Origin of the sequence: Gilliamella sp. Occ3-1 (genome assembly GCF_001690655.1) — a bacterium.
Taxonomy (GTDB): domain Bacteria; phylum Pseudomonadota; class Gammaproteobacteria; order Enterobacterales; family Orbaceae; genus Gilliamella; species Gilliamella apicola_P.
Genome location: NZ_LZHQ01000034.1, coordinates 150,141 through 173,237, shown reverse-complemented (window position 1 = coordinate 173,237; position 23,097 = coordinate 150,141). Strand labels below are relative to the sequence as shown.

Sequence of the window (23,097 nt, the reverse complement as noted above, 5' to 3'; positions counted from 1 at the left end):
TAATAAAATGGCTAAGTTATAAAGTAGTTTGATTTTCTGTAATTGGTTTAATATCTTTCAATACAAATAAGTAGACAAGTGCTCCTATTGCACAAGCACAACCTGAAACTACTAACGCATACATAAATGAGCCTGTTGCACCAATAATATATCCTGTTACAATTGGACCTAATATACCTCCGCAATTTGAAACCGTATTTTGGATCCCGCCTAAAACAGATGTCATATTTCTTGGCGCAACATCGCCTGGTAGGCACCAAATGGCTGAACCAGCAAAAGCAAGACCAATATATGAAATACAAAGCAGAGTCATCATTATGGCTATAGAATTAACTAAACCAGCAAATGAAATTGATGTTGCAATTAACATACCACCGACCAGATTAAGTTTTCTGGCAAGATTAATGTTATCTGTTTTTATGTAAATAAAGTCAGTTAACCAACCTCCAATCCATTGTCCAATGATTCCACATAAAGGCGGTAACATAGCAAGAATGCCCATTTCAGTTAAACTTAAGCCTCGTTCTTTCATTAAATAGGTTGGGAACCAAGTAATAAAAAAGTAGACTGCGTAATTAAGCATAAAAAATCCAATACACATGGCAAGCACATTACGATATTTTAATAATTGATACCATTTCATTGGTTGTATAGTATCTATTCCTTCTTTTTTGATTTGACCGTCACGAATGTATTTTAATTCTTTTGTACTGATGCTAGGGTGTTGTTCTGGGTCTCGATAAACACATAACCACCAAACAACCCAAATAAGCCCTAAAGCTCCACAAATAAAAAACGCAGCATGCCAACCCCAGGCAGCAATAATCCAAACCACAAGAGGCATGGTGAATGCCGTACCAAAACGTGAACCACTATCAAATAGTGCAGTAACGCGTCCTCTTTCTCGATCAGGGAACCATTTTGCTGTAATCCCCCCATTACAAGGATATGCGGCAGCTTCTCCAATCCCCATAAACACCCTAGCAAAAATAAAACCGATAGGAGATGTTGCGAGTGCTGTTGCACCTGTTGCTAAAGACCACCAAGTTACCGAACCTGCAAGAGTTGTTCTTTGTCCAAAACGATCTGCAAGGAATCCAGCAGGAATTTGGCAACATGCATAGCTTAAGAAAAATGCAGACATGATCCATCCCAACGCTTCAGGTGAAATATTTAAATCAATAGCAATAATAGGTGCAGCTGCAGACATTACAGTTCTATCTAAATAATTAATCACAATAGCAAATAACATAAGTATTGCTATATGGAATCGAACACGATTATTTCTTTTAGGCATAAAAAACCTCTTACTATAAATTATTTAATAATATATTCAGTTAGTTATATTTTTTTTGATTAAGATAATAAAGGTTACTAACGAATAAGCCATTTCACTAAAATGGCTACAATTAATAGTAGAGAAAAAATTTATTTAGATAAGGAGTTGTTTGTTCGATTGTGGTCTGGATAATATTTTTCTGTTTTTTATTTGTTTTTTTTATTTATTTATTTATATACCTTTTTGTTAATTTTAACCTATTTTCTTTTTATAAAACTTTTACTTTTTGCATAACTTTTGGTTTTAAATGTATGTTTAAAGCTAAATTCTTAGCTCTGCATATTCAATTGCAGTGGTTCACTTTTTTTAGGATAATTTATGGCAAGCACATTTTATAATAAATCAAATTATTGTTTTTTTAATGTTGCAGTTTTATATATTCCACTGCAAGCAGTTTCGTCTTTTTATTTTATGCCTTTTTATTTTTTTATTAAAAGATCAACAGTCTTTAGAATTTATAAAGAATAATTGGTTTGGCAAAAATTATAAGTTAAGTTAAAAATTAATTTTGATTATTTTCATTGATACCTATAACCGGATTATCAGAAAAAAGGTAGTGATCTCGCTTGGTTTCAAAATCTTCACTAGTTGCATCAAATAACATTTTTTTTGTGTTTTCTAAATGTTGCCACATAGCTAATTTGGCAGCTTTAGGATCACGGTTGATGAGAGCTTCAAGAATTTTATCATGTTCATCCCACCAGCTATCAATATCTTGATGTTGTATATGTTCATGAAGCTTTTTCCATAAAGGGTTTAGCATTCGTTGTTGCCATGCTTCTTCTACAATTGTTATCAAAGCAGTGTTACGCGTAATCATGGCAATTTGTGTATGGAATTTTAAATCCCAACTAGAATTGCGATAGTGATCTTCTTTTTTCGCGTTATGTTGTATTTCTAATAATTTTACAATGTCATCTTTTGTAATTTGTGTTGCGGCAAACTCAGCAATATTGCTTTCTATTAATTGGCGAGCTTGTAATAGTTCAAAGGGCCCAGTTGTTGCAAAATTTAAACCTTGTGAGTTTGATAATATATTAGTGTTTTGTTGATTATTTGCTATAACATGGATACCTGACCCTTTTCGAGCATCAACGAAACCTTCAACTTCAAGCATTATTATTGCTTCTCTTACAACTGAACGACTAACTTTTAACTCTTCGCATATCAATCTTTCTGACGGTAATTTACTCCCTACTGGATAAATAGCGTTAATAATACGGCTTTTTAGCTCTGTGGCTATAACTTGGTAAAGTCTCTGATGTCCATTTTGTTCTTGGGTCATATTTGATTAAGTCGGTAAGTTGGGTTTAAACCTTAAAATAACATCTAATCGTTTAGAGTTAAACAATCTTACTCTAAATTTTGTAAAAATGCTTATGAGTTACTCAATATGATTAAAGGTCACGTCGGTTTAGCAATTATTTTTAATCCGTGATGTAGGTCAACTTTTAAAGTTATCATACATGTTATTATGCTTCAAAATATTTTATATATGCATGGAGTGTAAAAATGTACAAAACAATAAAAAACCTTCGTTGGTATATGATAGTCTTAGTTACTATTGGAACTATTTTAGGTTACCTTACTCGAAACTCGATTGCAGTTGTAGCCCCAGTTCTTAATGATGTAATGGGATTAACAACACAACAATATTCATATGTTGTTGCGGCTTATTCAGCGTGTTATACCATAATGCAACCGGTTGCTGGTTATGTTCTGGATCTATTGGGTACCAGAATAGGTTATGCTGTTTTTGCTTTATTATGGTCGATATTTTGTATTAGTACTGCATTTTCAGGAAGTTGGATTGGATTAGCCGTTACAAGAGGAGCAGTTGGCGCTTCTGAAGCAGCAATGATTCCAGCTGGATTAAAGGCAACAAGTGAATGGTTTCCTGCCAAAGAAAGATCGATAGCTGTAGGATGGTTCAATTTAGGATCTTCTGTTGGGGCTATGATAGCGCCACCATTAGTAGCGGCAGCAATTTGGTTACATAGTTGGCAATTAGCATTCATAATCTGTGGCATTTTAAGTTTTATTTGGGGATTATTTTGGTTTGTACTTTATCGTCATCCGACCCAACAAAAATATTTATCAGAAGAGGAAAGAAAATATATTTTATTAGGTCAAGAAGTAAGGCATCAAACGTCTAACACTAAAAAGTTACCAACTCATAAGATTCTTACTACTCGTCGTTTTTGGGGAATTGCTTTGCCCAGATTTTTAGCCGAACCTGCATGGGGAACTTTCAATGCTTGGATTCCATTATTTATGTTCACAGCATATGGCTTTGATTTAAAACAAATAGCAATTTTTGCATGGATGCCAATGCTTTTTGCTGATGTCGGATGTGTGTTAGGTGGATACATGTCACCATTTTTCCAAAAGTACTTTAAGGTAAGTTTGATTAATTCCCGCAAATTAGTAGTAACGGTTGGAGCGGTATTAATGATTGGTCCTGGTCTAATAGGCTTGTTTGCAAATCCTTATGTAGCTATCTTTTTATTCTGTATTGGTGGTTTTGCACATCAAGCTTTATCTGGCGCTCTTATTACTTTGTCATCAGATGTTTTTGGGCGAAATGAGGTAGCAACAGCAAATGGTTTTACAGGTATGGCTGCATGGCTTGCAAGTACTATATTTGCCTTAATTGTTGGAGCACTTGCTGATACAGTTGGATTTAGTCCATTGTTTGTGATTTTGACTTGTCTTGATCTTTTGGCCGCTGTTGCTGTTTGGACAATTTTAAAAGTGCCATCAACAAGTGAACAATAATAATTTGAGCTAATAGGCATATATCTATCATTTGCAATTAAATAACTAAATACAGTTAAGGAGAATAATATGAGTTTTTTAACTGAAGATTTTTTATTAGATACCGAATTTTCTCGTCAACTTTATCATAATTATGCTGTTGAGCAGCCGATTTTTGACTACCACTGTCATTTACCCCCTGAGCAAATTGCTCAAGATTATCAATTTAAAAACTTGTATGACATCTGGTTGAAAGGTGATCATTATAAGTGGCGAGCAATGAGAACTAATGGCATTGCTGAAAAATTTTGTACTGGTAAGGATGTAGATGATTTTGAAAAATTTAAGGCTTGGGCTGAAACCGTACCACATACAATTGGTAATCCTTTATATCATTGGACTCATTTAGAGCTTCGCCGACCATTTGGTATTGATAATATTTTATTATCCCCATCAACCGCCGAAACGATTTGGAATAAATGTAATGCAATGTTAGAAACCAAAGCGTTTTCTGCTCGTAGCATTATGAAAAAAATGAATGTCAAAATGGTTGGAACTACTGATGATCCTATTGATGATTTAGTTCATCATAAAACGATTGCACAAGATAGTTCATTTGATATCAAAGTATTACCAAGTTGGCGTCCAGATAAAGCATTTAATATTGATTCCGAATTTTTTGTTACTTACTTGGACAAACTATCTGCGGCTACCGATATGACGATTTCGAGTTTTCATGTACTTTGTCAAGCGTTATCAAAACGAATGGATCATTTTGAGCAACATGGTTGTAAAGTTTCTGACCATGCTTTAGATACAGTTTTTTATGAAGAAGCTTCAGAAAAAGAATTGAATGCCATCTTAACTAAGCGATTATCTGGCATTGTATTAAGTACTAAAGAAACTGCGCAATTTAAAACAGCCGTACTTATCTTTTTAGGTAGCGAATATAACAAACGAGGTTGGGTACAACAGTATCATATTGGCGCACTACGTAATAATAATTCAAGAATGTTTAATTTGATGGGTGCTGATGTGGGCTTTGATTCAATTAATGATTCACCAATTGCTCAACCACTATCACGATTACTAGATGCGCAAGCAAAACAAAATGCGTTACCTAAAACAATACTCTATTGTTTAAATCCTTCTGATAATGAAATTCTAGGCACGATGATAGGTAATTTTCAGGGAGAAAGTATTTGTGGAAAAATGCAATTTGGTTCAGGATGGTGGTTTAACGATCAGAAAGACGGCATGATTCGTCAAATGACGCAACTTGCTCAACTTGGTTTATTAAGTCGTTTCGTTGGTATGTTGACTGATAGCCGTAGTTTTCTTTCTTATACTCGACACGAATATTTTAGACGCATTTTATGCCGCATGATCGGGCATTGGGTCGAAGATGGAGAAGCTCCTCGTGATATTGAGTTATTAGGTCAAATGGTTAAAAACATTAGTTTTGATAATGCTAAAAATTATTTTGGTATTGAACTGAACTAAAATTAATGTAGTCAAAAAAGATTAATAAAAATAATGGTTATTGTAATGAGGATATTAAATACTAATTTTCCTTCTTCATTATGCCCTACAAGATGATGCGAGTTGGTTAAAACGATTTAAAACTAGTTGGCCTAATATTACTGCAGGTAGAGACAATAGAACAATTAGTACAACTAGTATTAGGAGATAAAAAATACTGGGAACATGACTTAATAAATTTGAACTTGATCACATTTATCCAATAAACCCTTTAAAGCTAAATTTTTAGCTCTGCATACTCAACTGCAGTGGTTCACTCTTTATAGGATAAATTATGGCAAGCGCATTTTATAACAAACCAATTTATTGGTTTGCTTCATGTTACAGTTTTATGTATTACGCTGCAGGTAGTCTCGTCTTTTCATTTTATGCTATATGGCTAAGTAAGGAGATTGGTTTAACGGCAAAACAGACAGGTATTATTTATTCATTTAATTACTTTATTTCATTAATTATTATGATTGTGTATGGTATTTATCAAGATAAATTGGTACTGAAAAAACATCTTATTTGGTTTCAAAGTATTATTATCACATTAGCTGCACCTGCATTAATTTATGTTTATGAACCGTTGCTAAAACATAGTTTTTACATTGGTGTCATTTTTGGTAGTTTCTTTTTAGGCTTTGGTTGGGTTGCAGGAATGGGGTTGATTGACTCTTATTGTGAAAAAATTAGTCGAGCTTTTGATTTTGAGTTTGGTCAATGTCGTACTTGGGGATGTATAGCTTATGCAGTAGGTACTTTTATTGCTGGTATTTTAATTAGTATTAATCCTCATTTTAATTTTTGGGCTGCATCGTTTGTCGGTATCTGCTTTATGATTCTTAATGTTAGTTTTAAGCCCGATTTAAGTAAATCATCAGAAGAAGTGTTCAAAAAAAAGGATAAGTTAAGTTTTAATGAAATTATGTCCGTCTTCACACTAAAAAAGTTTTGGGTATTTGTTATCTATGTACTTGGGACCTATAGTCTTTATAATATTTATGATCAACAGTTATTTCCTGTCTATTTTACTCTGCAATTTGAAGATATTAATGATGGTTATCGTATATATGGCATATTAAATTCATTTCAGGTTTTTTTAGAAGCAGCTGTAATGTTTTTGGTTCCATTTATTGTGAATCGTGTTGGAGCAAAAAATGCTTTGATTTTTGCTGCTTTTATTTCTGCTTCTCGTATTTTCCTTACAGGTCATGTTAATAGTATTACGATTATTTCCGTAATCAAATTGATGCACTGTTTAGAAATATCTACTATTTTAGTCTCGGTATTTAAATATATTGATATTAATTTTAATTCTCGTCTTTCTGCAACTGTTTTTTTGATCGGTTATCAGGTAGCAGGTTCTGTGGGAGTTATTTTGTTTTCGACTTTTGTCGGCGATTTTTATGACACCGCTGGTGCAGCAGCAACTTTCAATAATCTAGGATTAATTGTTTTTGGATTTATGATTTTTGCTATTTTCTTCTTAAGTGGTGAAAAGAAAAATATATGAATAACAAAAATAGTTAAATAAAAATGATTTAGTTTTAACACATTGCATTTAATAAACCTTAGTAAGGATTCACAATGAACATATATGACTCAGTAACACAATTTCACTTTGAACAAACCAGAACTATTTCCCCAGAAAACATGACCGGTGAAAAAGGTCAATCTTGTATGAAGGCAAGCGCTTTAGGCCCAAGCCGTAAAGGGCAAGGATGTATATCAATTGGGGCAGGTGAAACGGTAACTATTGCTGAAATTACAGGGCCAGCAGAGATCCGTCACATGTGGTTTACCTTAACGGATAGAACTCATCGCGGTAGTTTTGTGCTACGTGATGTTGTTATTCGTATTTATTGGGATGATGAAAAAAAACCTTCCGTTGAAAGTCCAATTGGTGATTTTTTTTGTAATGGCTTTGGCGCAAGATGTGATATTAACTCAATGCCAATTGTGGTTAATCCAACAGGGGGATTTAACTGTTACTTTAGAATGCCTTTTAATAAAAAAGCAAGAATTGAAATTCAAAATGAACATGAAGCAGATTTACAGCATTTCTTTTTCACCATTAATTATGCTTTAATGCCACAGCCATTTGAAACACCACTCTATTTTCATGCTCAGTGGCGCAGACAACGAGTGACTAATTATGCTGAAGATTATGTATTATTAGATAATATCAAAGGTTATGGCTATTATGTTGGTACTTATTTAGCATTAACGGCTTTGGAGCGTTATTGGTGGGGAGAAGGCGAATTTAAGTTCTATCTTGATGATGATAGCGAATATCCAACCCAACACTCAACAGGCTCTGAAGACTATTTTGGTGGGGCATGGGCATTCCATAATCGTGATAGTCAAGGGCACCCATCAGCTAAATGTTTTCAAACGTTATTTATGGGTTACCCTTATCAGACTAATCGTGATGCAACGCGTGACTTTTTTCAAACAGGAGATGCGAATCCTGTTCACGGTTTTGGCGATGATGCTCTACCTATGCATGGTTTATATCGTTGGCATTTACCTGATCCTATTGCCTTTCATAAAAATATCAAACTTGCCTTTCAACAAATAGGTAATGATGATATAAGATTATATGAGCGTTGTGATGATATTGCGAGTGTTGCATATTGGTATCAAAATCCATCAGTTAATTGCAACCCAACATTTCCTAACAAGCAACAACGCACTCCTCGTTGATATAAAAGGAGATTGCGATATTTATGGCGAGTAATAAATTAAAAATCAAGGATATTGCTCGTTTGGCTGGCGTATCAGCAACGACCGTCAGTCATATTTTTAATAAACGAGATAAAAAATATCGTATTTCGCCACAAACACGACAACGTGTATTATTCATTGCTGAACAATATAGCGACCAATCACATATTCGTCGATATCTAGTTAAGGCCAATAGTACCAATACTATAGGTGTGATAGTGCCAGATATGTCCAATTCTTTTTTTTCCATGTTTTTGCACTATTTAGAAGCTTCATTTAGGCAGAAAAAGATACAATTATTAATAACATGTAGTCATTATAATAAGGAAGAAGAAATAAAAGTTGCACAAAACTTAATTGAAAGAAAAGTAGATGCAATGATTGTTGTTACTTCATTAGATAGCGATGAATTTTATATTAGTATTAATCAAAATACCCCAGTATTATTTTTCGATCGTTATCTCAAAGATACGCTATTACCGTTTATTACTAGCGAATCATTGCATTCTGTAGCTGAGCTAATTCAACCGTATGCTCGGCAATTAGATGAATTTTATTTTATTGGTTGTGATACTCAGTTAACTTCCATTGGAGCTAGGCTTAAGGGATTTAAACAGGGACTTAAAAATGTGGGTTTAACCATTAATCCACAATGGTTAGTAAGTGATCGGTATTGTCCCAATAAAGGATATGAATTACTCAAAAATCTTCACATAAAATTGGGCAGACTACCGAAGGCTATTTTTACTCCTTCGTGCAATTTACTACAAGAAGTACTGAATTATTTAGTTGAAGTGGAAGCCAAACCACAACAGATCCGTTTATGTTCTTATGATTATAATGTTTATCTTAATTATTCTTATTACCCGATTGATGCTATTGCACAGGATTTTCAATGTATGGCTCATACATGTGTTGATGTAATTGATAATTTGCTAAATTTTAAACAATTAGAAAACAATGCATTTTTTATCAAGCCACAAATTATTCGCCACCGTTAAAGATATACTCTACTAAGTAACAATATATTAAATATAACAGCACATTACCGATTTGCGTTTTTCATAATACGTGCTTTATCAACTTGCCATTGGCGTTCTTTAATATCGGTACGTTTATCGTATTCTTTTTTACCTTTGGCAACACCAATTTTTACTTTTGCCCATGCATTTTTCCAATATAACGAAAGGGCAACAACCGTATAGCCTTGGCGGTTAATCTGACCAAATAATGAGTTGAGTTCACGCTCATTTAGCAGTAACTTACGATTACGCATAGGTTCACAAATAACATGTGTTGAAGCAACATTTAATGGCGTAATAGTTGCACCAAATAACCATGCTTCACCATCTTTAAGTAAAACATAGCTATCGCTAATATTTACTTTACCTGCACGGAGTGATTTTACCTCCCAACCTTGCAGGGATAATCCCGCCTCAATTTCCTCTTCAATAAAGTACTCATGGCGTGCGCGTTTATTTAATGCAATAGTTGCCGATCCCGGCTTGTGTGATTTTTTCTTAGTCATAATGTGCGTTATTATAGAGTTACGTGATATTATATGCTACTAATTTTAACTTTTTATTTTATTATTATGGCGCATGTTTTTCACGAAGTTATCGAGCCTTACTCAATTGAACAAATGTTTGCTTTAGTTAATGATATAGAGAAATATCCAGAATTTATTCCTGATTGTATCGCATCTGGTATTATTAGAAAACAAGATAATATTATGGCTGCATTTATTGAGGTTGAAAAGTTCGGTTTTAAAAAATCTTTTACTACATTAAATAGAGCCAATGAACCTAACTCAATTGATATGACTCTTTTAGAAGGCCCGTTTAAACAATTATCGGGTCGTTGGCAATTTGTTAAAATTACTGAAAACCAAAGCAAAATTAGTTTTAATTTAGATTTTGAGTTCAAAAATAAATTATTAGATATGACTTTTACCCCTGTATTTAAAGAAATCATGACTAGTATGGTTAATGCGTTTTCAAAAAGAGCAAGGCAGATTTATTAAAATGATCAATATTCAAGTTGTTTATGCGTTACCGAATAATTCGACAGTAATTAACTGTAATGTTGATGAGCAAACGAATGTCTTGCAAGCAATTACAAAATCCAATATCTTATCGTTATGTCAGATTAAACTAGATGAGCATTTAATCGGCATCTATGGAAAACGTTGTGATCTTAATGAATTGGTTAAAAATGGCGATCGTATTGAAATATATCGCCCTTTAATCAATGATCCTAAAGAAATAAGACGAAGAAAAGCTGCACAAAAAAATTATGGCTAAAGGTAAAGGATATTAAATGCATAATCTGTTAATTGAAAAGATTGAAACTTTATGCAAAAAACGTGGTATTAAACTGACAACGCAGCGTCGAACAGTTTTAGATATTATGTTAACGGCAAATAAAGCAATGAGTGCCTATGATCTTTTAGATCTACTCAAACTAAGCGAACCTCAAGCTAAACCTCCCACAATTTATCGTGCACTTGAATTCTTGCTTGAACAAGGTTTTATCCATAAAGTGGAATCTTCTAATAGCTATATTATTTGTCCACATTTTCAAGACCCTGAACATATTTCAATTTTATTTATTTGCGATAAATGTCAGCGAATCACTGAAAAACACTCACAAAATATTGAATATCAATTTAAACAGTTAGCACAGCAAAGTGATTTTTTAATCAAACATAGTGTGCTTGAAATACACGGATTTTGTCAGCAGTGTCAACCTTAATTGTTGTTCTTTGGCTAATTAATATTGCCTGCGATACTGTTGGGCAAATTGCATTTAAGTATGCCGCAATTACTTCAAAAAATAAGCAAGGTTTACATTATTGGCAAAAATTAATTAGTAATTTTTGGCTTTGGTTGGGGTTTGGTACATATTTTATCGGTTTTATTTTTTGGCTAGCTTTTTTAAGTAAAGTGCCTTTATCGCAAGGTATTTTACTAGGTTCATTTAATATCATTACTGTTATGTTAGCTGGGCGTATCTTATTTCAAGAGCACCTTACTTTATTCCGTATCATTGGTATATTTTTTATTACTACTGGCGTAGTTTTAGTGGGGCTTACATAATGAAAAAATTTTATATTATTGGATTTTTTTTACTATTATTTTTTGATACATTTGGTCAAACAAGCTTTAAATTAACTGCAATATCAGCTATGCCATTTGAAATAAGTATTGATTGGTTAATTCGTATTTTTTCTTATGGTTGGGCTTATTTAGTTATACTTGGCTATACAGGAGCATTTGTCACTTGGATGGTATTATTAAAAAAAGCCCCAGTGGGTCCGGCTTTTGCTGCTTCTCATTTACAAGTGGTTACAGTAATGTTGGTCTCGGTTATTGTTTTTGATGAGCAAATTACATTGAAGCGCATGCTTGGTGGGGTAGCTATCATTATAGGTATTGTTTTTTTAGCTCTAGCAGAGCAAAAATTACAGCATAAATCCTAAAGTTACCTCTTTTATACTGAAACATAGTGTTTCCTGAAACTTTTTAACAATAGAGCAATACTTCTAATTTGTTGAATTTAGCAATTGATCAGTTTGAGTTTATCTTATTTAGTGGAAATAATATGTCCTAATAAGCATATTAATTTCCAACCTTATAATTATTAATTTAGAATATTACTTATCGTAAATATTTATTTTAATGAAAATTATTTCATGATTATTTAAATTCGGTCACGCTCAAGGATAACTATGTGAGCTTCTCGATTCCAGAATAAGAACAAGCGGCGTATCTCTCTTTCCATCGTTACTACGCGCCAGCCTGCTTCAGCATTTCTATTTAACAACTCGGTAAATCTAACAGGATTAACATTAGCTACTCCCAAAAACAATGAGGAAAAGCCGTTTTCTTGATAAATAACTACCTTATATTCTTTCATAATAATTAAACCTCCAAGACTTTCTTAAATTAACATTATATATTTTTTAAACTTTAGTATCTAGAACATAACAATTTGTTTTTTATTTAAAAATAGTTAGGTTTAATTTTTTTATTCTTTAGTTGTTAACCATTTTTATTATTATTATCAATATCCCATAGGTGTAGGAATTACTCGTGTTGTTTACGGTAAATTTGAAAAACTGCTGTAATAAATATACAAAAAATATCCTTATTGACTTAGCTAAACGCCTTATGAATTTTTAGAGGATTATTTTAATCATGAGGTGTAAACAACTCGGCGTTTTCCTACAAATAAATTTAGTAAAAAGTTCATTATGGAAGATTTGAGTTTCTCTAATCTTAATATATTAGTTGATAAATTTTCGATTCAGTTACATGTAACTTAGATTACACCATGAAAATAATTATCATCATATGTATTCTGGACAAATCAATAGTTGTGAATACTCCATAGATAATTAGTGCAAAACTTGCGTAGAAAATTACGTTGCCTGTTTTAGTGTTTTATATTCAATGGGAGTTTGTTAAATTGCTACAAACAATGCGAGCAATTCCTACAAATTAGATCTGTTTATCTAAGTTCTTTAGCATCTCAATAATTGGTCTATTAGCATCTGGAAACTCATCAGCATTCAGATCTTCTTGGTCAACCCAACGACTTGGTTGGCCTTCTTTAGCAAAAGGGACTCCATCCCACTCTTCAACTAAATATGCATGAATTGTAATATCGCGATCATCATAATTGTGGTTAAAGGTATCTAAAAATTGGGCTTGGTGGATATGGATGTCAACTTCTTCAGCGATTTCGCGTTGTAATGTTTGATATGGCGTTTCTCCGGTCTCGATTTTTCCACCAGGAAACTCCCAAAAACCAGCAAGATGAGAGTCTTCTCCGCGTTGGGTGATAAATATTTGACAATTTTGTGAACGAATAATACCTACAGCAATTTCAATATGTTTATTCATAATTCTATTTGCCTATGAGTAAAATTTTGGGGGAAAGTTGTGACTTTCCCTTTCAACCTATTGTCGATCTTAATCGACGATTTAAGTATCAAATTTGTTTGATGATACTAAATTTTTTCCTTACTGAACAGCACCATGGCAATGTTTATATTTTTTACCTGAACCACAGGGGCATGGATCATTACGACCAACTTTGGCTTGAGTTCGTACTATTGGTTGCGAAGAAGCTCCTGCTGATAGTTCTTCATTTTTGCCATTTATACTCGCTACCGAATCATGGTTAGCTTGTTGTTTGGCCATTAGTTTTTCCATTTCTGCTAGGCGTTGGCGTTCAGCTTCGTCAACTTCTTCTTGTGAGCGAATTTGTACGCGACTCAAAATACCAATAACATCATATTTTAATGATTCTAGCATGTTAGCAAACATATTAAATGATTCACGTTTATATTCCTGTTTTGGATCTTTTTGTGCATAGCCGCGCAAATGAATACCTTGGCGTAAATAATCCATAGCTGCTAAATGTTCTTTCCAAAGCGTATCAAGTGTTTGTAACATAACACTTTTCTCGAAATGTCTAAATGCTTCAGCTCCAGCCATGTTTTCTTTTTCTAAATATTTGTCTTGAGCAATTTGTAAGATTCGTTCACGCAATGTTTCTTCGTGCAGATTTTGCTCTTCATCTAGCCATTTTGCGACCGGTAAATTCAAGTCAAAGTCTGTTTTTAGCGCAGTTTCAAGACCTGGTATATTCCACATATCTTCAATTGATTGTGGTGGAATGTATTGGTCAATTAAAGTGTTAAATACATCACCTCGAATTGAATCAATGGTATCCTTTATATCGGTATTATCAAGTAAGCCGTTTCGTTCTCGGTAAATTACTTTACGTTGATCGTTGGCGACATCATCATATTCAAGAAGTTGTTTACGAATATCAAAGTTGCGACTTTCAACTTTCTTTTGAGCATTGGCAATGGCTTTTGTGACCCATGGGTGTTCAATAGCTTCACCTTCTTTCATACCCAATTTACGCATCATATTACCCATACGATCAGAGGCGAAAATTCTCATCAATGGATCTTCCAGTGATAGATAAAAGCGTGAAGCGCCAGGGTCACCTTGACGTCCTGCACGACCTCGTAGTTGGTTGTCGATACGGCGTGACTCGTGACGTTCAGTACCTAAAATATAAAGTCCACCTAACTCAATCACTTCTTCGTGTTTTGTTTGCCAAGCTTGTTTCGCTTTTTCGATGTCTTCTTGTGTTGGATTTTCAATTTTTGCTATATCATTTTGCCAGTTACCACCGAGCATAATATCAGTACCACGACCAGCCATGTTGGTTGCAATAGTAACTGCACCTTTACTCCCTGCATTAGCAATGATTTCTGCTTCTTGAGCATGGAATTTAGCATTTAGGACATTATGTTTGATACCTGCTTTTTTAAATGCTTGTGAAACTAATTCTGATTTTTCGATTGATGCTGTTCCGACTAAAACAGGTTGACCGCGTTTTACACATTCTTGTACATCAGCTACAATTGCATTTATCTTTTCCTTTTCGGTCATATAGACAAGGTCGGATTGATCTTTTCGTTGCATTGGGCGATTAGTTGGAATAACAATCGTATCTAAACCATAAATTTGGTTAAACTCAAATGCTTCAGTGTCAGCAGTACCTGTCATGCCAGCTAGTTTTTCATATAAACGGAAATAGTTTTGGAAAGTAATTGAAGCCAGTGTTTGGTTCTCATTTTGGATTTTAACGTGCTCTTTTGCTTCAACAGCTTGATGTAAACCATCAGACCAACGTCGACCATCCATTGTTCTTCCAGTATGTTCGTCAACGATGATAATTTCGTTATCTCTGACAATATAATCAACGTCGCGATGGAATAGGTGGTGAGCGCGTAGGGCTGCATTAACGTGATGCATCAATACGATATTGCTCGGCGCATAAAGTGACTCATCACCTTTCATGATACCTTGTTTTATCAGTAATTCTTCAACTTTAACTAAGCCTCGTTCTGTTAAGTTAACTTGGCGAGATTTTTCATCAATTGAGAAGTCACCATCACCTTGGAACTGGTCAGAGTCTTCTTTTTCTTGATGGGTCAAGTAAGGAATGATTTTATCAACGCTAATATATCTGTCGGAACTATCTTCCGCTTGACCTGAAATAATCAGAGGTGTTCTTGCTTCATCAATTAAAATTGAGTCAACTTCATCGACTAAGGCGTAATGTAATGGACGTTGTACTCGAGCATCTTTGGTAAATACCATATTATCGCGTAGGTAGTCGAAACCATATTCATTATTGGTACCATAGGTGATATCTGCGTTGTAAGCCTCACGTTTTATGTGTGCGGGCATATTTGGTAGGTTAATCCCTACAGTTAAGCCCAAAAATTCGAATAAAGGACGATTATTTTCAGCGTCTCGCTGCGCTAAGTAATCATTAACCGTAACAACGTGTACACCTTTACCTGTTAGTGCATTTAAGTAGGCAGGTAATGTCGCTGTTAAAGTTTTACCTTCACCCGTACGCATTTCAGCAATGCAACGTTCATTTAATACCATACCACCGATTAACTGCACATCAAAATGACGCATGCCAAATACACGTTTACTCGCTTCACGTACCACTGCGAAAGCTTCTTCTAAAATATCATCTAATTGGGTTCCAGAGGCAATCCTGTCTTTAAATTCTGTAGTTTTTGCTTTTAGTTCATCATCAGTTAATGCTTCTATGTCTGGTTCAAGTGCATTAATTTTTTCAACTCGTTTACGCATACTTTTTAATACGCGCTCATTGCGGCTACCAAATACTTTTGTCAATAATTTTAATAACATAACTTTTCTCTTGTTTTTTCTATACGGATCTAGGGCATTAGCCTTATATAAAAATTAATTTTATTTGCGTGATAATATCATTAAGCGGTAGCTATAGGTCCGGCTCGTATGCCGTTATAGGGAGATAGTCGGATAACTTTACTTGGTGAAAGCTCAATATAATTGGGTCTGATAAAAAGTGCTACAATACATTGCTTTTGTAACTGCGGTAGCGTTTGGGATTTTTTTCGATCTACTTCTTTGTGATCTTGCACAATAGATGCAATTGCAATAATTCCAATTTGCGAAACTGAAGATTCTGTAGGAAGTGCATTGTGTTGACATAAACTGAACACAGTAGCAATCACACCTAATAATAAGTGCGGGAAAGCGGTTTTAATAATTAAGCATTTGCTAAGTTTTTGCCAATAATTAGTGATTGCCATAATAGCAATATGTTAGCATTTTTTGTCAAAATGAAAAACAATTATTATAAAGATGTAATTTTTGATTATACTGATTATACTATAGATAAACATTTCAGTATTTTCTATAAACATGCACTATTTTCGTTTATAGCATGAGTTGACGGTTGAAAAAAGGATAATAACAAAAGAAAGCAACCGCCGTATAAGTTGAGAGCGGCAAGGGGCAACAAAAATTCACAGCTTATATTTTTACTTAGATAACAAAATATTTCTCGAACGCAAAAATTTTAATAAAATAAACCATATAAATGAAGCTTTTTAGTGAATAATTGTTATAAATTGCTTGGATAACAATACAATAAATTAAGCATTAAAAACCCGCTGTTTTAAAGCGGGTTTGTTTTTTTATTTAAAGTAATTTTGATTGAAAGCAAGATAGTCGCTAAATCTCTAAGTAATCTAAGATACCTTCAGCCGCTTTGCGACCTTCGTTAATGGCAGTGACAACTAGATCAGAACCACGAACAGCATCGCCACCAGCAAAGATTTTTGGATTGGTGGTTTGGTAGCTGTTAGCTTCGGGTGCGATGATTTTGCCATGTAGGTCAAATTCGACACCATGCTGAGCAAGCCAAGGCATGGCGTGAGGTCTAAATCCAAATGCCATTACAACCGCATCAGCAGGTAAGACAAATTCTGAACCTGCAATCACCACTGGTGAACGCCGACCTTTTGTATCGGGTTCGCCGAGTTCTGTTCGAACCATTTTGACACCTGTGACTTGTCCTGTGCTGTTAATTTCAATGCTGAGTGGCTGTACGTTAAATTGGAACTGTGCGCCTTCTTCTTTGGCGTTTTTGACTTCTCGTTTTGAGCCCGGCATGTTGGCTTCGTCTCGGCGATAAGCACAAGTAACTTCAGTTGCACCTTGACGAATAGATGTTCGTACACAGTCCATTGCAGTATCACCACCACCTAATACCACAACACGTTTGTTTTTCATGTCAATGTATGGGGTATCTTGGGTTTGCGCATGTTTCATTATGTGTTTAGTGTTGGCAATTAAAAATGGTAAGGCATCATAAACGCCGTTGGCATCTTCATTTTGAAGACCCGCTCGCATTGATTGATAAGTTCCAGCACCCACAAAAACCGCATCAAATTCGTTGATTAAGTCGGTTAATTGTACCGTTTTACCGACCTCAGTATTTAGACGGAACTCAATGCCCATTTCAGTAAAAATATGTCTTCGGTTGATTAATACTTCTTTATCAAGTTTAAACGCTGGGATGCCAAAGGTGAGTAGTCCACCAATTTCAGGGTGACGGTCAAACACCACTGGTGTTACGCCATTGCGGACTAAGACATCGGCACAAGCAAGGCCAGCAGGACCAGCACCAATAACTGCAACTTTCAATCCTGTTTTTTCGACGTTTGATAAATTAGGTTTCCAACCCATTCTAAAGGCTTCATCAGTAATATAACGCTCTATATTACCTATGGTAACTGCGCCAAATTCAGCATTTAAAGTACAAGAGCCTTCGCAAAGGCGATCTTGTGGGCAAACTCGGCCACAAACTTCAGGCAGGCTGTTGGTTTGATGTGAGAGTTCAACCGCTTCTAATATTTTGCCTTCATTAACCAGTTTTAACCAATTGGGTATATAGTTATGCACAGGGCATTTCCATTCACAATATGGGTTGCCACAAGCAAGGCAACGATCAGCCTGCGCTTGTGATTGTGGAGCAGAAAATCCTTCATAAATTTCAACAAATTCAATTTTGCGAATGTTTAACGATTTTTTAGGCGGATCAACACGTTGTAAATCGATAAATTGATAAACATTTTGACTCATTTTCGTGTTCTCCTTACTGTGCTTGAATACGTAATTCTGCTGATGAGCGACTGCGGTGCCCAAGTAACGCTGTTACATCACTCGATTTTGGTTTGACTAATACAAATTGTTTTGAATAATCATCCCAATTAGCCAAAATTTCTTCCGCGCGTGATGAATGGGTAAGTTGAGCGTGCTCCATTATTAAACCACGTAAATGTTCTTCGTGAATTGAGTAATCAGCAACATTCAATAGTTCCACTAACTCTTTATTTATGCGTTTATGGAAATCACTATCTTCATCTAAAATATAAGCAAAACCACCTGTCATACCTGCACCAAAGTTAACTCCTGTTTTACCTAATACGCAGACAATACCGCCTGTCATATATTCACAGCCATTGTCTCCAATGCCTTCAACAACACTAATTGCACCAGAATTACGTACCGCAAATCGTTCTCCAGCACGTCCAGCGGCAAAGAGTTTTCCTCCAGTTGCACCATATAAGCAGGTATTACCGGCAATGGTTGCTTCATGGCTTAAAAATGCTGAGCCTTGCGGTGGTCGAATCACAATACGACCGCCAGCCATGCCTTTACCAACATAATCATTGGCATCGCCTGTGAGTGTTAAGTTCACACCTCCAGCGTTCCAAACACCAAAACTTTGACCCGCAGTGCCGTTAAAGTTAAGCGAAATAGGATCAGCAACAAGACCTTGGTCACCATATTTTTTGGCAATATAGCCAGATAAACTAGTACCCACAGAGCGATCAGTATTTTGTATATCAAAATAGAGGCTTTGGCTTTGGCGATTATCAACAAATTGTTGTGCTTGTGTGATGATCTCTTTATTTAGCACACCTTTATCAAATGGTTTATTGTCTTCAATACAATAAACTGGTTTGCCATCAATAGGTTTTGCTGTTTCGAGCAGTCCTGATAGATCAAGTTTTTGTTGTTTTGCTGTGATGCCATCAAGTTCTAATAACAGATCGGTGCGTCCTATCAAATCGACGATACGACTGACACCTAGCTCGGCCATAATTTCTCGCGTGTTACGCGCAATAAAGCGGAAATAGTTTATCGCCTTTTCTGGCAGGCCATGATAATGTTCGCTACGCAGTTTTTCGTCTTGCGTTGCAACACCCGTTGCACAGTTATTAAGGTGGCAAATACGCAGATATTTACAACCTAAGGCAACCATTGGTCCTGTTCCAAATCCAAAACTCTCAGCACCTAAAATAGCTGCTTTGACAATATCAGTGCCCGTTTTTAAACCACCGTCTACTTGTAAACGTATTTTGTGACGTAACCCATTGGCGACTAATGATTGCTGAGTTTCAACCAACCCTAATTCCCATGGAGAACCAGCATATTTGACTGAAGTTAATGGGCTGGCGCCTGTTCCACCATCATAGCCTGAAATGGTAATTAAGTCGGCATAGGCTTTAGCAACTCCAGTTGCGATTGTGCCAACGCCTGGCTCTGATACTAATTTAACCGAAATCATGGCATTAGGGTTAATCTGTTTTAGGTCAAATATTAATTGTGCCAAATCCTCAATCGAGTAAATGTCGTGATGAGGTGGTGGTGAAATAAGTGTGACGCCCGGTACAGAAAAACGCAATTTAGCAATATATGGTGTGACTTTGTCGCCAGGTAACTGACCACCTTCCCCCGGTTTTGCTCCTTGTGCTACTTTGATTTGAATAACATCGGCACTCATTAAGTAACTTGGTGTTACACCAAAACGACCTGATGCAACTTGTTTTATGCGTGATACTTTTATGGTGTTGTAGCGAGCTGGATCTTCACCGCCTTCGCCTGAATTTGAAAAACCACCGAGCGTGTTCATTGCTTCGGCAAGGGATTCATGTGCTTCAGGGCTTAGCGCACCAATAGACATGGCTGCCGAGTCAAAGCGTTTGAACAGTGATTCTTCTGGTTCGACTTGATCAAGTGGAATAGCTGCGTTTTCAGGTGGATTGAGCTTTAATAAATCACGCAAGGTGGCAATAGGGCGGTTGTTGACGATATCGGCATAGCGTTTGTAATCTTCATAATTGCCATTATTGACCGCTTTTTGTAGTGACTGTACTACATCAGGATTATAAGCATGATATTCACCACCATGAACATATTTAAGTACCCCACCTTGTTCTAATGGTTTTCTTTTCAGCCATGCACTTTTTGATAAGTTAAATTGGTCTTGTGCAAAATCATCAAAATTGGCTCCATTAATACGGTTAGTAACTCCTTGGAAACAAAGTTCAACGACCTCTTTATTTAAGCCAACTGCCTCAAATAGTTTTGAACAGCGGTAAGAGGCGACGGTTGAAATGCCCATTTTTGACATAATTTTATATAAGCCTTTGTTAATTCCATTACGATAATTAAGAATGGCTTCACGGTAAGATTTGTTTATTGTGCTATTATCGACCATTTGGCCTAAGATTTCGTAGGCTAAATAAGGGTAAATTGCGGTTGCACCAAAACCAAGAAGTACCGCAAATTGATGTGGATCACGGCAGCCTGCGGTTTCGACAATGATATTAGCATCGCAACGTAAGTTTTTTTCAACTAAGCGTTGCTGAACAGCTCCAACTGCCATAGGCGCAGGAATTGGTAAGCGATCAGGTGCTATATTTTTATCTGATAAAATCAATAATACCGTGCCATTGCGAACTTTTGCTTCAGCATCACCACATAATTGTTCAATGGCATCGCGCAGGCTACCATCGATTTCATAAGTGATATCTAAGGATTCTGATTTGTAATAACGTGATTCTAATGCTGTTAATTGTTTAAAATCTGAATAGACCAAAACAGGGGATTTGAACGCAACACGATGCGCCTGACCTTCTGCTTCGGCAAACACGTTCATTTCACGGCCAATACTGGTTGAAAGTGACATAACGTGTGATTCGCGTAGTGGGTCGATAGGCGGATTTGTTACCTGAGCAAATTTTTGACGAAAATAATCATAAATTGAGCGAGGCCTTGTTGATAGTACCGCAAATGGTGTGTCATCGCCCATTGAGCCGGTGGCTTCTTGACCGTTTTCACCTAGCACTCGAATACATTGGTCTAGCTCTTCAACACTATAACCAAATTGTTTTTGATAAGTTGCTAGCAAGATATCGTCATAATATCGAGAGCCAATGTTATCATCAGGTAGGTTTTCAAAAGGGATCAGTCTTTTAACATTTTTTTCCATCCATTCTTTATATGGATGACGTTTTTGTAAATCGTTGTCTGTTTCAGACGATTGTAAAATGCGACCTTCTTCAGTGTCTATAACTAACAATTCACCTGGACCAACGCGTCCTTTAGTGACGACTTCGTCAGGTTGATAATCCCAAATACCGATTTCGGATGCACAGGTAATGAGTTTGTCTGTCGTTATTACATAACGTGCAGGACGTAATCCGTTACGGTCTAAGTTACATGCGGCATAACGACCGTCAGACATTACAATACCGGCAGGACCATCCCAAGGTTCCATATGCATTGAGTTGAAGTCGAAAAAAGCACGCAGATCTTCGTTCATGTCAGGATTATTTTGCCATGCAGGTGGAACCAATAAGCGCATAGCTCGTACAATATCCATTCCTCCTACAAGAAATAGCTCAAGCATGTTATCTAATGAACTTGAATCAGAACCTGTGACATTAACAAAAGGTGCCGCATCTTGTAAGTCCGGAATGAGTGGAGTTTTAAATTTATAGGAACGTGCTTGTGCCCATTGTCTATTACCTTCAATAGTATTGATTTCACCATTATGAGCTAAATGCCGAAAAGGTTGCGCTAATGGCCAACGAGGAACAGTATTGGTTGAAAAACGTTGATGAAATAAACAAATTGCTGTTTCCATTCGGATGTCAGCCAAATCTAGATAGAATCGAGGTAAATCTTTAGGCATACATAAGCCTTTATAGATATTGACCTGATTTGAGAAGCTACAAACGTAAAATGTATCGTCTTGTACCCGTTTTTCAATTCGACGGCGCACCATGTATAGGCGGCGTTCTAAATCAATTTTTGTCCATCCAGCGGGTGCATTAACAAAGACTTGTTCAATTTTAGGCAATGATGATAGGGCAATTTCACCAAGCACACTTTTATCAATTGGTACTTCACGCCAACCTAAAATAGATAAGGTTTCATTGGCTAATTCTTCTTCGACAATATCACGGCTAATTTGAGCTTCTTTTTCATCTTGGCTCAAAAACAACATACCAACGGCATAATTACTTGCTAAACGCCAGCCCGCATCTTGTGCCACTAATCTAAAAAATCGATCGGGTTTTTGTAATAAAAGTCCACAGCCATCACCAGTTTTACCGTCTGATAAAATAGCACCACGGTGTTGCATTCTGGCAAGTCCGTGAATTGCAGTACGCACCACTTTATGACTTGGTTGTCCTTCAATGTGAGCAATTAAACCAAATCCACAGTTATCTTTTTCATGATACTGGTTATATAACATATCATTGCCTCTAATTCATCGTTTTATAATTTAAGAAGGAATAGGCTTTAATTCCATATTGCGTGTGAAGTTAATCAAAAATTAGTTTTTGGTCAAATAAATATTACTTATAAGTTAATCTTCCAATATAGCGTTATTAATGAAGCTAATTTTATTTGATGTAAAATGAATAATTGTATAAAACATTAGCAATTAATTATATGTTTACTATAATAGTTATAAATAATAATAGTTATTTAGGATAGAGGAAAACA

The 23,097-nt window shown here is 35.6% G+C and carries 19 protein-coding genes; 10 read left to right on the top strand and 9 right to left on the bottom strand.

The window, feature by feature from the left end; genetic code table 11:
• Window positions 1-16 precede the first annotated feature (16 nt).
• Window positions 17-1,297, bottom strand: coding sequence for an MFS transporter (locus A9G43_RS10480; protein WP_065608743.1), 1,281 nt, complete (start codon window positions 1,295-1,297; stop codon window positions 17-19).
• 544 nt (window positions 1,298-1,841) lie between these two features.
• Entirely contained in the window at window positions 1,842-2,624 is a 783-nt protein-coding gene (gene exuR, locus A9G43_RS10475) for a transcriptional regulator ExuR (protein WP_065608742.1), read from the bottom strand.
• Between the two features lie 227 nt (window positions 2,625-2,851).
• On the opposite strand from exuR, the gene A9G43_RS10470 reads away from it, so the two are divergent.
• The 5 genes from A9G43_RS10470 (at window position 2,852) to A9G43_RS10450 (ending at window position 9,351) form a co-directional block, all read left to right on the top strand.
• A complete protein-coding gene (locus A9G43_RS10470) occupies window positions 2,852-4,117 on the top strand; it encodes an MFS transporter (RefSeq protein WP_065608741.1) in 1,266 nt (421 codons plus the stop codon).
• A gap of 69 nt (window positions 4,118-4,186) precedes the next feature.
• The gene (gene uxaC / locus A9G43_RS10465) at window positions 4,187-5,599 is read left to right on the top strand and encodes a glucuronate isomerase (protein ID WP_065608740.1); all 1,413 of its coding nucleotides are present in this window, start codon (window positions 4,187-4,189) and stop codon (window positions 5,597-5,599) included.
• Window positions 5,600-5,912: 313 nt separating this feature from the next.
• Complete coding sequence (locus A9G43_RS10460) at window positions 5,913-7,136, top strand: oligosaccharide MFS transporter (RefSeq protein WP_065608739.1); 1,224 nt, start codon at window positions 5,913-5,915, stop codon at window positions 7,134-7,136.
• A gap of 74 nt (window positions 7,137-7,210) precedes the next feature.
• The gene (locus tag A9G43_RS10455) at window positions 7,211-8,329 is read left to right on the top strand and encodes a glycoside hydrolase family 172 protein (RefSeq protein ID WP_065608738.1); all 1,119 of its coding nucleotides are present in this window, start codon (window positions 7,211-7,213) and stop codon (window positions 8,327-8,329) included.
• A 23-nt stretch (window positions 8,330-8,352) separates the two neighbouring features.
• Window positions 8,353-9,351 (top strand): LacI family DNA-binding transcriptional regulator, encoded by a 999-nt coding sequence (locus tag A9G43_RS10450; protein ID WP_065608737.1) that lies wholly within the window; start codon window positions 8,353-8,355, stop codon window positions 9,349-9,351.
• A gap of 44 nt (window positions 9,352-9,395) precedes the next feature.
• On the opposite strand, the gene smpB is transcribed toward A9G43_RS10450, so the two are convergent.
• Window positions 9,396-9,878, bottom strand: a complete 483-nt coding sequence (smpB, locus tag A9G43_RS10445) for an SsrA-binding protein SmpB (protein ID WP_034913656.1) — start codon at window positions 9,876-9,878, stop codon at window positions 9,396-9,398.
• A 33-nt stretch (window positions 9,879-9,911) separates the two neighbouring features.
• On the opposite strand from smpB, the gene A9G43_RS10440 reads away from it, so the two are divergent.
• The 5 genes from A9G43_RS10440 to A9G43_RS10420 are packed head-to-tail and all read left to right on the top strand — an operon-like array spanning window position 9,912 to window position 11,831.
• Entirely contained in the window at window positions 9,912-10,373 is a 462-nt protein-coding gene (locus A9G43_RS10440) for a type II toxin-antitoxin system RatA family toxin (RefSeq protein ID WP_051634262.1), read from the top strand.
• 1 nt (window position 10,374) lies between these two features.
• On the top strand, window positions 10,375-10,653 hold the full coding sequence (locus A9G43_RS10435; RefSeq protein WP_065560477.1) for an RnfH family protein: 279 nt from the start codon (window positions 10,375-10,377) through the stop codon (window positions 10,651-10,653).
• A 16-nt stretch (window positions 10,654-10,669) separates the two neighbouring features.
• Window positions 10,670-11,104: a zinc uptake transcriptional repressor Zur gene (zur, locus tag A9G43_RS10430; protein ID WP_065560478.1), complete on the top strand. Its 435-nt coding sequence runs from the start codon at window positions 10,670-10,672 to the stop codon at window positions 11,102-11,104.
• Window positions 11,092-11,448, top strand: coding sequence for an EamA family transporter (locus A9G43_RS10425; RefSeq protein ID WP_065608736.1), 357 nt, complete (start codon window positions 11,092-11,094; stop codon window positions 11,446-11,448). The genes zur and A9G43_RS10425 overlap by 13 nt, the downstream gene beginning before the upstream one ends.
• Window positions 11,448-11,831: a DMT family transporter gene (locus A9G43_RS10420; protein ID WP_065608735.1), complete on the top strand. Its 384-nt coding sequence runs from the start codon at window positions 11,448-11,450 to the stop codon at window positions 11,829-11,831. Before A9G43_RS10425 ends, A9G43_RS10420 begins: the two co-directional genes overlap by 1 nt.
• Before the next feature lie 221 nt (window positions 11,832-12,052).
• Here A9G43_RS10420 and A9G43_RS10415 read toward each other — a convergent pair whose 3' ends face one another.
• The 6 genes from A9G43_RS10415 to gltB form a co-directional block, all read right to left on the bottom strand.
• On the bottom strand, window positions 12,053-12,268 hold the full coding sequence (locus tag A9G43_RS10415; protein WP_065608734.1) for a DUF4177 domain-containing protein: 216 nt from the start codon (window positions 12,266-12,268) through the stop codon (window positions 12,053-12,055).
• A gap of 584 nt (window positions 12,269-12,852) precedes the next feature.
• Window positions 12,853-13,257 carry an 8-oxo-dGTP diphosphatase MutT gene (mutT, locus tag A9G43_RS10410; protein WP_065608733.1) on the bottom strand — a complete coding sequence of 135 codons (405 nt, stop codon included), beginning with the start codon at window positions 13,255-13,257 and terminating at the stop codon, window positions 12,853-12,855.
• 120 nt (window positions 13,258-13,377) lie between these two features.
• Window positions 13,378-16,110 carry a preprotein translocase subunit SecA gene (gene secA / locus A9G43_RS10405; protein WP_065608732.1) on the bottom strand — a complete coding sequence of 911 codons (2,733 nt, stop codon included), beginning with the start codon at window positions 16,108-16,110 and terminating at the stop codon, window positions 13,378-13,380.
• An 80-nt stretch (window positions 16,111-16,190) separates the two neighbouring features.
• The gene (locus tag A9G43_RS10400) at window positions 16,191-16,535 is read right to left on the bottom strand and encodes a hypothetical protein (protein ID WP_065608731.1); all 345 of its coding nucleotides are present in this window, start codon (window positions 16,533-16,535) and stop codon (window positions 16,191-16,193) included.
• A 424-nt stretch (window positions 16,536-16,959) separates the two neighbouring features.
• A complete protein-coding gene (locus tag A9G43_RS10395) occupies window positions 16,960-18,372 on the bottom strand; it encodes an FAD-dependent oxidoreductase (protein WP_065608730.1) in 1,413 nt (470 codons plus the stop codon).
• 13 nt (window positions 18,373-18,385) lie between these two features.
• Window positions 18,386-22,843 carry a glutamate synthase large subunit gene (gene gltB, locus A9G43_RS10390; RefSeq protein WP_065608729.1) on the bottom strand — a complete coding sequence of 1,486 codons (4,458 nt, stop codon included), beginning with the start codon at window positions 22,841-22,843 and terminating at the stop codon, window positions 18,386-18,388.
• Window positions 22,844-23,097 lie beyond the last annotated feature (254 nt).